9 protein-coding genes are annotated in these 8,930 nt (G+C 60.8%); 6 read left to right on the top strand and 3 right to left on the bottom strand.

The window, feature by feature from the left end; genetic code table 11:
• Positions 1-164 precede the first annotated feature (164 nt).
• Positions 165-2,006, bottom strand: coding sequence for a potassium transporter Kup (locus tag AD662_RS05765; RefSeq protein ID WP_371103547.1), 1,842 nt, complete (start codon positions 2,004-2,006; stop codon positions 165-167).
• 335 nt (positions 2,007-2,341) lie between these two features.
• Here AD662_RS05765 and rimO point away from each other — a divergent pair, with 335 nt between their 5' ends.
• The 5 genes from rimO (at position 2,342) to tsaA (ending at position 6,436) form a co-directional block, all read left to right on the top strand.
• Positions 2,342-3,682 carry a 30S ribosomal protein S12 methylthiotransferase RimO gene (rimO, locus tag AD662_RS05760; RefSeq protein ID WP_053185977.1) on the top strand — a complete coding sequence of 447 codons (1,341 nt, stop codon included), beginning with the start codon at positions 2,342-2,344 and terminating at the stop codon, positions 3,680-3,682.
• A gap of 262 nt (positions 3,683-3,944) precedes the next feature.
• Positions 3,945-4,418, top strand: a complete 474-nt coding sequence (locus AD662_RS05755) for a GNAT family N-acetyltransferase (protein WP_014336846.1) — start codon at positions 3,945-3,947, stop codon at positions 4,416-4,418.
• 83 nt (positions 4,419-4,501) lie between these two features.
• On the top strand, positions 4,502-5,212 hold the full coding sequence (locus tag AD662_RS05750; protein ID WP_018607880.1) for an rRNA pseudouridine synthase: 711 nt from the start codon (positions 4,502-4,504) through the stop codon (positions 5,210-5,212).
• A 57-nt stretch (positions 5,213-5,269) separates the two neighbouring features.
• Positions 5,270-5,731, top strand: a complete 462-nt coding sequence (locus tag AD662_RS05745; RefSeq protein ID WP_018607883.1) for a YehS family protein — start codon at positions 5,270-5,272, stop codon at positions 5,729-5,731.
• Between the two features lie 6 nt (positions 5,732-5,737).
• Positions 5,738-6,436 carry a tRNA (N6-threonylcarbamoyladenosine(37)-N6)-methyltransferase TrmO gene (tsaA, locus tag AD662_RS05740; RefSeq protein WP_053185974.1) on the top strand — a complete coding sequence of 233 codons (699 nt, stop codon included), beginning with the start codon at positions 5,738-5,740 and terminating at the stop codon, positions 6,434-6,436.
• A gap of 237 nt (positions 6,437-6,673) precedes the next feature.
• Here tsaA and fpr read toward each other — a convergent pair whose 3' ends face one another.
• Positions 6,674-7,453: a ferredoxin-NADP reductase gene (gene fpr, locus AD662_RS05735; RefSeq protein WP_002554680.1), complete on the bottom strand. Its 780-nt coding sequence runs from the start codon at positions 7,451-7,453 to the stop codon at positions 6,674-6,676.
• Positions 7,454-7,574: 121 nt separating this feature from the next.
• On the opposite strand from fpr, the gene AD662_RS05730 reads away from it, so the two are divergent.
• Positions 7,575-8,501, top strand: coding sequence for a LysR family transcriptional regulator (locus tag AD662_RS05730; RefSeq protein WP_053185971.1), 927 nt, complete (start codon positions 7,575-7,577; stop codon positions 8,499-8,501).
• Between the two features lie 4 nt (positions 8,502-8,505).
• Here AD662_RS05730 and AD662_RS05725 read toward each other — a convergent pair whose 3' ends face one another.
• On the bottom strand, positions 8,506-8,868 hold the full coding sequence (locus tag AD662_RS05725) for a diacylglycerol kinase (RefSeq protein WP_018607944.1): 363 nt from the start codon (positions 8,866-8,868) through the stop codon (positions 8,506-8,508).
• Positions 8,869-8,930 lie beyond the last annotated feature (62 nt).

Here is an 8,930-nt window from a genome sequence, read left to right as displayed (position 1 = left end):
TTGCTCGCGAAGGCGGCGTGCCAGCGACATAACCACTAACTGACACACCGCCTTCGCGAGCAAGCCCGCTCCCACAAGGGTTCTGGTTGGACATCAGCATTTGTGCGACCGACAAAAAAGCCCCCGCCGCCGCAAGGCAACGAGGGCTTTTTGTTTTCTGGTTGCTACATCTCCACCTGTGTCCCCAATTCAATCACTCGGTTCAACGGCAGATTGAAGAAGCGCAGATTGCCGTTGGCGTTTTTCAGCATGAAGGCGAACAGTATCTCGCGCCAGCGGGCCATGCCTTCGAGCTTGGAAGCGATGACCGTTTCGCGGCTGAGGAAGTAGGTGGTGCGCATCGGGCTGAAGTCCAGGTCATCGAGATGACAGAGCTTGAGCGCGAGCGGGACGTCCGGCTCGTCGGTGAAACCGAAGTGCAGGATCACCCGGAAGAACCCTTCGCCATAGGCATCGACCTCGAAGCGCCGCTGCGGCGGTACCCGCGGGATGTCTTCGTACACCACCGTCAGCAGCACCACTTGCTCATGCAGCACCTGGTTGTGCAACAGATTGTGCAATAGCGCGTGGGGCACCGCGTCCGAACGTGCGGTCAGGAACACAGCCGTGCCCTGTACGCGATGGGGTGGCTGCACGCGAATACTGCTGATGAAGATCGGCAGCGGCAACGCACCTTCGTCCAGGCGTTCCACCAGCAGTTGCTTGCCGCGCTTCCAGGTAGTCATCAGTACAAACAAGGCGATACCGGCGATGACCGGGAAAGCACCGCCCTGAACGATCTTCGGCACGTTGGCGGCAAAGTACAGGCCGTCCACCAGCAGGAAACCGAACAACAGCGGTACCGCCAGCAGCGGCGGCCATTTCCACAACAGCAGTATCACGGCGGACACCAGGATCGTGGTCATCAACATGGTGCCGGTCACTGCCACGCCGTAGGCCGAAGCCAGCGCGCCGGAAGATTCGAAACCCAGCACCAGCAGCACCACGCCGACCATCAGCGACCAGTTCACCGCACCGATGTAGATCTGGCCCTGCTCGGCACTGGAGGTGTGCTGGATGTACATGCGCGGGATGTAACCGAGCTGGATCGCCTGGCGCGTCAGGGAGAACGCACCGGAAATCACCGCTTGCGAAGCGATCACCGTGGCCAGCGTCGACAGGCCCACCAACGGCAGCAACGCCCAGCTCGGTGCCAGCAGATAGAACGGGTTGCGCGCCGCTTCCGGGTCACCCAGCAACAACGCACCCTGGCCGAAATAGTTGAGCATCAGGCCTGGCAGCACCAGGAGGAACCAGGCGCGGGCAATCGGTTTGCGACCGAAGTGGCCCATGTCGGCGTACAGCGCTTCAGCGCCGGTCAACGCCAGCACCACAGCGCCGAGGATCGCCACGCCCATGCCCGGGTGGACGACAAAGAAGCGCACAGCCCAGGCCGGGTTCACCGCCTGCAATACTTCCGGATGCTGCAGGATGCCGTACACCCCCAGGGCGCCGAGCACCAGGAACCAGGTCACCATGATCGGGCCGAACAGGATACCAATCCGGGCAGTGCCGTGGCGCTGGATCAGGAACAGCCCCACCAGCACCACCAGCGACAAGGGCACCACCCAGTGGTCGATACCTTCGAACGCCAGGCCAAGGCCTTCAATTGCCGAGAGCACGGAAATGGCCGGTGTGATCATGCTGTCGCCGTAGAACAGCGCCGCGCCGATCAAGCCGCAGACCACCAGGAATGTCCGCAGCCGCGCCCTTCCCGCCGCCGCGCGCCGCGCCAGGGCGGTGAGCGCCATGATCCCGCCCTCGCCCTGGTTGTCGGCGCGCAGGACGAACATCATGTACTTGATCGACACGACCCAGATCAGCGACCAGAAAATCAGCGAGAGAATCCCCAGCACGCCATCGTGATTGACAGGTACGCCGTAGGCACCGGAAAACACTTCCTTGAGGGTGTACAACGGGCTCGTGCCGATGTCGCCATAAACCACTCCGACCGCCGCGACCAGCATGCTCAGCGGTTTCGCTGCCGAATGCTCGGCACTCACCGCCTGACTACTTGCATGACCCATCCAACACTCCCGATTTCCAGACCTGGCTTCTTGAACGAAGCACTATGCTTTGTTGAGGCAGCATGCGCTGTTTTACGTATTGTTACAGACGTTTTGTTGACTGTAGCAATCGTCAGAGCGCAAAGGCGCGAAGCATAGCGCAGCACTCGTCGCATTTCCCGGTATAAAGCTGGTCAAGTGCGTCGGCCATGGATAGAATTGCGCACTTTTTGATCAGAGGCGCGCCAGGCGCCCTGTCTCGGCAAGAGACGATCCCCCCTACACCGAGGTTAGACATGTCCACCACTACCGCGCCCGCCAATCCGAAGGTTGGCTTCGTATCCCTGGGTTGCCCGAAAGCTCTGGTCGACTCCGAGCGCATCCTGACCCAGCTGCGCATGGAAGGCTATGACGTCGTGTCCACGTATCAGGACGCCGATGTGGTCGTGGTCAACACCTGCGGCTTCATCGATTCGGCCAAGGCCGAGTCCCTGGAGGTGATCGGCGAAGCCATCAAGGAAAACGGCAAGGTCATCGTCACCGGCTGCATGGGCGTGGAAGAAGGCAACATCCGCAACGTGCACCCGAGCGTGTTGTCCGTGACCGGTCCGCAGCAGTACGAGCAGGTGGTCAACGCCGTGCATGACGTGGTGCCGCCACGCCAGGACCATAACCCGCTGATCGACCTGGTGCCGCCGCAAGGCATCAAGCTGACCCCGCGCCACTACGCCTACCTGAAGATTTCCGAAGGCTGCAACCACAGCTGCAGCTTCTGCATCATCCCGTCGATGCGCGGCAAGCTGGTGAGCCGCCCGGTGGGCGATGTGCTCGACGAGGCCCAGCGCCTGGTCAAGGCCGGCGTCAAGGAACTGCTGGTGATCTCCCAGGACACCAGCGCCTACGGCGTCGACGTGAAATACCGCACCGGCTTCTGGAATGGCGCGCCGGTGAAAACCCGCATGACCGAGCTGTGCGAAGCCCTCAGCACCCTCGGCGTCTGGGTCCGCCTGCACTACGTCTACCCGTATCCACATGTCGACGAACTGATCCCGCTGATGGCCGCCGGCAAGCTCCTGCCGTACCTGGACATCCCGTTCCAACACGCCAGCCCGAAAGTCCTCAAGGCCATGAAGCGCCCGGCGTTCGAAGACAAGACCCTGGCCCGCATCAAGAACTGGCGCGAAATCTGCCCGGACCTGATCATCCGTTCGACCTTCATCGTCGGCTTCCCCGGTGAAACCGAAGAAGACTTCCAGTACCTGCTGGATTGGCTGACCGAAGCCCAGCTCGACCGCGTCGGCTGCTTCCAGTATTCCCCTGTCGAAGGCGCACCGGCCAATGACCTGGACCTGGACGTGGTGCCGGACGACGTCAAGCAGGACCGTTGGGAGCGCTTCATGGCGCACCAGCAGGCCATCAGCTCGGCGCGCCTGCAAATGCGCATCGGCCGTGAAATCGAAGTGCTGGTGGACGAGGTGGACGAGCAAGGCGCCGTGGGTCGCTGCTTCTTCGACGCGCCGGAAATCGACGGCAACGTTTTCATCGACAACGGCAGCAACCTCAAGCCGGGTGACAAGGTCTGGTGCAAAGTGACCGACGCCGATGAGTACGATTTGTGGGCTGAGCAGATCGGTTGATTTGTGAGCTGAACAGATCGGTTGATTTGTGAGCTGAACAGATCAGTTGGCCTGTGGGAGCAAAGCTTGCTCGCGATAGCGCAGTGTCAGCCACTGCAAATGTTGACTGATGCTCTGCCATCGCGAGCAAGCTGTGCTCCCACAGGCTCTTGCGAAACTCGGTAAAAAATTGAAAAGCCCCGCTCTTGCTACAAGATGCGGGGCTTTTTTACGGCTATCGTATGGAGAAACCCAGGACATCCAGCACAAGGAACAGGCGGGCATGCGTCAGCATTCGGTCATCCACACACCGAAACCGAGCGACTATCAGGAACTGACCCAGGTGTGGGAGGCCTCGGTGCGTGCCACCCACGACTTCCTGCCGGACAGCTACATCGAGCTGCTGAAAAACCTGGTGCTCACCCGCTACCTGGATGCGGTGATGCTCATTTGCACCCGGGACGCGCGCCAGCGGATCACCGGTTTCGCCGGTGTCGCGGCCGGCAAGGTCGAGATGCTCTTCATCGACCCACAGCACCGTGGCCAAGGCCTGGGCAAGCAGTTGCTGCGCTACGCCATGGAACACCTGAACGCCGATCAACTGGACGTCAACGAGCAGAACCCGCAAGCCCTGGGCTTTTACCTCAAGCAAGGCTTCGAAGTGGTCGGGCGTTCGGCAAAAGATGGCATGAACCAACCCTACCCACTGCTGCACATGCGCTACAAGCAGCCCGACCTGAAGGCCGGGCGCGGCTAAAAACGGCATGAGGCAAATGGACCCGCGATTAACCGGCGCCAGGCAGGTACAATGCCCACCCTCTTTTTGTTACGGCCCCCGTCATGACTGACCCGATTCGTCTCTCCAAACGCCTCATCGAACTCGTCGGCTGTTCCCGTCGGGAGGCTGAGCTGTTCATCGAGGGCGGCTGGGTCACCGTGGATGGCGAAGTAATCGATGAGCCGCAGTTCAAGGTCAGCACCCAGAAAGTCGAACTCGACCCCGAGGCCAAGGCCACCGCGCCGGAGCCGGTGACCCTCCTGCTGAATGCACCTGCTGGCATGGATGTAGACACCGCGATGGCCTCCCTTGGCCCGCAGACCCTGAGCGAAGAACACCGCTTCGGCAAACGCCCGCTCAAGGGCCATTTCCTGCGCCTGACCGCCAGCGCCGACCTGCAGGCCAACGCCAGCGGGCTGCTGGTGTTCACCCAGGACTGGAAGATCTTGCGCAAGCTCACCGCCGACGCCGCCAAGATCGAGCAGGAATACGTGGTGGAAGTCGAAGGCGAGATGGTCGCCCATGGCCTCAATCGCCTGAACCATGGCTTGACCTACAAGGGCAAGGAGCTGCCGGCGGTCAAGGCCAGCTGGCAGAACGAGAACCGCCTGCGCTTCGCCATGAAAAACCCGCAGCCCGGCGTGATCGCTCTGTTTTGCCAGGCGGTCGGGCTCAAGGTCGTCGCCATTCGCCGCATTCGCATCGGCGGCGTGTCCATCGGCAAGGTGCCGCTGGGCCAATGGCGCTACCTGTCTGCCAAAGAGAAATTCTAATTTTCCGGCGCCGCACCGAACCGGGGCGCCCACTGCCGATTGATCAGGACTGCACACATGATTCACAACGACGTACTGCGCAGCGTGCGCTACATGCTCGACATCAGCGACAAGAAAGTCATCGAGATCATCAAGCTGGGCGGCCTGGACGTCTCCCTGGCTGACCTGACGGGCTACCTCAAGAAAGACGAGGAAGAAGGCTTCGTGTTCTGCCCTGACGAGGTCATGGCGCATTTTCTCGATGGCCTGGTGATCTTCAAGCGTGGCAAGGACGAAAGCCGTCCGCCACAGCCGATCGAAGTGCCGGTGACCAACAACATCATCCTCAAGAAAATGCGGGTGGCGTTCGAGCTGAAGGAAGACGATATGCACGCGATCCTCAAGGCCGCCGAGTTCCCGGTGTCCAAACCGGAACTGAGTGCACTGTTCCGAAAATTCGGCCACACCAACTACCGGCCGTGTGGCGACCAGTTGCTGCGCAACTTCCTCAAGGGCCTGACGCTGCGCGTTCGCGGCTGACACCCCGTGACTTACAGCGTCTCCCCCATCGGCTTCGTCCGCTCCTGCTTCAAGGAGAAGTTCGCCATCCCCCGCCAACCGCAACTGGCTCCGGCCGCACGTGGTGTGCTGGAGCTGGTGGCGCCGTTCGATCAGGGCGAGGCGGTGCAGGGGTTGGAGCTGGTCAGCCATGTCTGGCTGCTGTTCCTGTTCCACCAGGCCCTGGAAGACAAGCCACGGTTGAAAGTGCGGCCGCCACGCCTGGGCGGCAACAAGTCCATGGGCGTATTCGCCACCCGTGCCACCCACCGCCCCAACGGCATCGGCCAATCGGTGGTGAAGCTGGAGCGGGTCGAAGCCGGGCGCCTGTGGATCTCGGGTATCGATTTGCTGGACGGCACGCCAGTGCTCGACATCAAGCCCTACGTGCCCTACGCCGACATCATCGGCTCGGCTTCCAACAGCATCGCCAGCGCAGCGCCTGAATTGATTCCGGTGCAATGGGCGGACACCGCCCTGCTTCAAGCGCGCGAACACGCCACGCGCTTGGCAGAGCCCTTGGTGGAGCTGATCGAACAATGCCTGGCCCAAGACCCACGCCCGGCGTACCAGATGCCTACCGCCGAGCGGGAATATGGCGCACAGTTCTGGGACCTGGACGTTCGTTGGCATTACCCGCAGCCGGGGTTGATTCGGGTGTTGGAAGTCGTTCCTGCGACTGAATAAAACCCGGAAACGAAAAAGCCCGCGCGGCCTTCATCAGGCGGCGCGGGCTTTTTTGTGGGGCATCTGTTGGACCGAGTCGCCTTCTTCGCGAGCAAGCCCGCTCCCACACTGGATCTCTGGTGAACACAAGATTCGCGCTCACTGCGATCCAATGTGGGAGCGGGCTTGCTCGCGAAAGCGGTCCAACATTCAACGACTATGTCGGCTGACGCCCCACTCCACACTTATCGCAACAGCTTACTTCTCTACAAACGCCCGCTCGATCAGGTAATCACCCGGCTCGCGCATACGCGGCGAAACGGTCAGGCCGAAGCTGTTGAGCACTTCGCTGGTCTCGTCGAGCATGCTCGGGCTGCCGCACAACATGGCGCGGTCGTCCTGCGGGTTGATCGGTGGCAGGCCGATGTCACTGAACAGCTTGCCGCTGCGCATCAGGTCGGTCAGGCGGCCTTCGTTCTCGAACGGCTCGCGCGTCACGGTCGGGTAGTAGATCAGCTTGTCACGCAGGGCTTCGCCGAAGAACTCGTTCTGCGGCAGGTGCTCGGTGATGAACTCGCGGTAAGCGACTTCATTGACGTAACGCACGCCGTGGCACAGGATCACTTTTTCGAAACGCTCATAGGTTTCCGGATCCTGGATGACGCTCATGAACGGCGCCAGGCCAGTACCGGTGCTGAGCAGGTACAAATGCTTGCCAGGCTTGAGATCGTCCAGCACGAGGGTGCCGGTGGGTTTCTTGCTGATGATGATCTCGTCGCCTTCCTTCAGGTGCTGCAACTGGGAGGTCAGCGGACCATCCGGCACCTTGATGCTGAAGAATTCGAGATGCTCTTCCCAGTTCGGGCTGGCAATCGAGTAAGCGCGCATAAGCGGGCGGCCGTTGGGCTGTTGCAGGCCGATCATCACGAACTGACCGTTCTCGAAGCGCAGGCCCGGATCGCGGGTGCACTTGAAGCTGAACAGAGTGTCGTTCCAGTGATGAACACTGAGGACACGCTCGTGGTTCATGTTGCTCATGTACGGGGACTCCTGGGAATAATGCCCGCGCCGATAATCTGCGCAATTGCATCGCATTCTAATGGCGGCGACAATATCTGTTAAATGGATTATTAAGATAAGGGTTATCGGTTATATAGATATGCGATTTACTCTCCGTCAACTTCAAGTCTTCGTCGCCGTCGCCCAGCAGGAAAGCGTGTCTCGCGCTGCGGGCCAGCTCAATCTGTCGCAGTCGGCGGCCAGCACCTCCATCACTGAACTGGAGCGCCAATCGAGCTGCCAGTTGTTCGACCGTGCCGGCAAGCGCCTGAGCCTCAATGCCCTGGGCAAACAACTGCTGCCCCAGGCCGTGGCGCTGCTGGACCAGGCCAAGGAAATCGAAGACCTGCTCAACGGCAAGTCCGGCTTCGGCTCACTGGCGGTCGGTGCCACGCTGACCATCGGCAATTACCTGGCGACCTTGTTGATCGGTGGTTTCATGCAGCGCCATCCGGAAAGCCAGGTGAAGCTGCACGTGCAGAACACTGCCAATATCGTGCACCAGGTTGCCCACTATGAAATTGATCTGGGTCTAATCGAAGGCGACTGCAGCCATCCGGACATCGAGGTACAGAGCTGGGTCGAGGACGAACTGGTGGTGTTCTGCGCCCCTCAACACCCGCTGGCCCAGCGCGGCCAGGCGACCATGGAGGAGTTGACCCATGAAGCCTGGATTCTGCGGGAGCAGGGTTCCGGCACACGCCTGACCTTCGACCAAGCCATGCGCCACCACCGCAGCGTATTGAATATCCGCCTGGAGCTGGAACACACCGAAGCGATCAAGCGCGCCGTGGAATCCGGCCTGGGCATTGGCTGCATCTCACGCCTGGCCCTGCGCGACGCCTTCCGCCGCGGCAGCCTTGTCGCGGTGGAAACCCCGGACATGGACCTGGCGCGGCAGTTTTATTTCATCTGGCATAAACAGAAGTACCAGACCTCGGCCATGCGCGAATTCCTCGAGCTGTGCCGGGCTTTCACCGCCGGGGCCCAGCGCAGCGACGAAATCGTGCTGCCGACCATTGCCTGAGCCGTTACAACAGCACCACGCCCCACACCAACGCGATCATCGTCAGGGCGAGTAACTGGGCGGCGCTGCCCATGTCCTTGGCATTTTTTGACAATGGGTGCAGCTCCAGGGAGATGCGGTCGATGGCCGCCTCCACCGCCGAGTTGAGCAATTCCACGATCAATGCCAACAGGCACACGGCAATCAGCAGCGCCTGCTCGACACGACTGACGTTCAGGAAGAATGACAACGGAATCAACACGACATTGAGCAACACCAACTGACGGAAAGCTGCTTCGCCGACAAAAGCTGCACGCAGCCCGTCCAAGGAATAGCCGGAGGCGTTGAGGATGCGTTTCAGGCCGGTCTGGCCTTTAAAAGGTGACATAGAGTGGGCAACTGATCAAAAGGAGTGGGGAAGCTAATTCAAACCCGGTCAAAAAAGCGTGA

The sequence above is a fragment of the Pseudomonas kilonensis genome (assembly GCF_001269885.1).
GTDB lineage: Bacteria > Pseudomonadota > Gammaproteobacteria > Pseudomonadales > Pseudomonadaceae > Aquipseudomonas > Aquipseudomonas kilonensis.
This window is presented reverse-complemented; position numbering and strand designations above follow the sequence as displayed.

Excerpts from the sequence above, each read along its gene's own strand:
- AD662_RS05765 (WP_371103547.1), bottom strand. The coding sequence starts at position 2,006 with ATGCTGGTCGCGGCGGTCGGAGTGGTTTATGGCGACATCGGCACGAGC.
- rimO (WP_053185977.1), top strand. The coding sequence starts at position 2,342 with ATGTCCACCACTACCGCGCCCGCCAATCCGAAGGTTGGCTTCGTATCC.
- AD662_RS05755 (WP_014336846.1), top strand. The coding sequence starts at position 3,945 with ATGCGTCAGCATTCGGTCATCCACACACCGAAACCGAGCGACTATCAG.
- AD662_RS05750 (WP_018607880.1), top strand. The coding sequence starts at position 4,502 with ATGACTGACCCGATTCGTCTCTCCAAACGCCTCATCGAACTCGTCGGC.
- AD662_RS05745 (WP_018607883.1), top strand. The coding sequence starts at position 5,270 with ATGATTCACAACGACGTACTGCGCAGCGTGCGCTACATGCTCGACATC.
- fpr (WP_002554680.1), bottom strand. The coding sequence starts at position 7,453 with ATGAGCAACATGAACCACGAGCGTGTCCTCAGTGTTCATCACTGGAAC.
- AD662_RS05730 (WP_053185971.1), top strand. The coding sequence starts at position 7,575 with ATGCGATTTACTCTCCGTCAACTTCAAGTCTTCGTCGCCGTCGCCCAG.
- AD662_RS05725 (WP_018607944.1), bottom strand. The coding sequence starts at position 8,868 with ATGTCACCTTTTAAAGGCCAGACCGGCCTGAAACGCATCCTCAACGCC.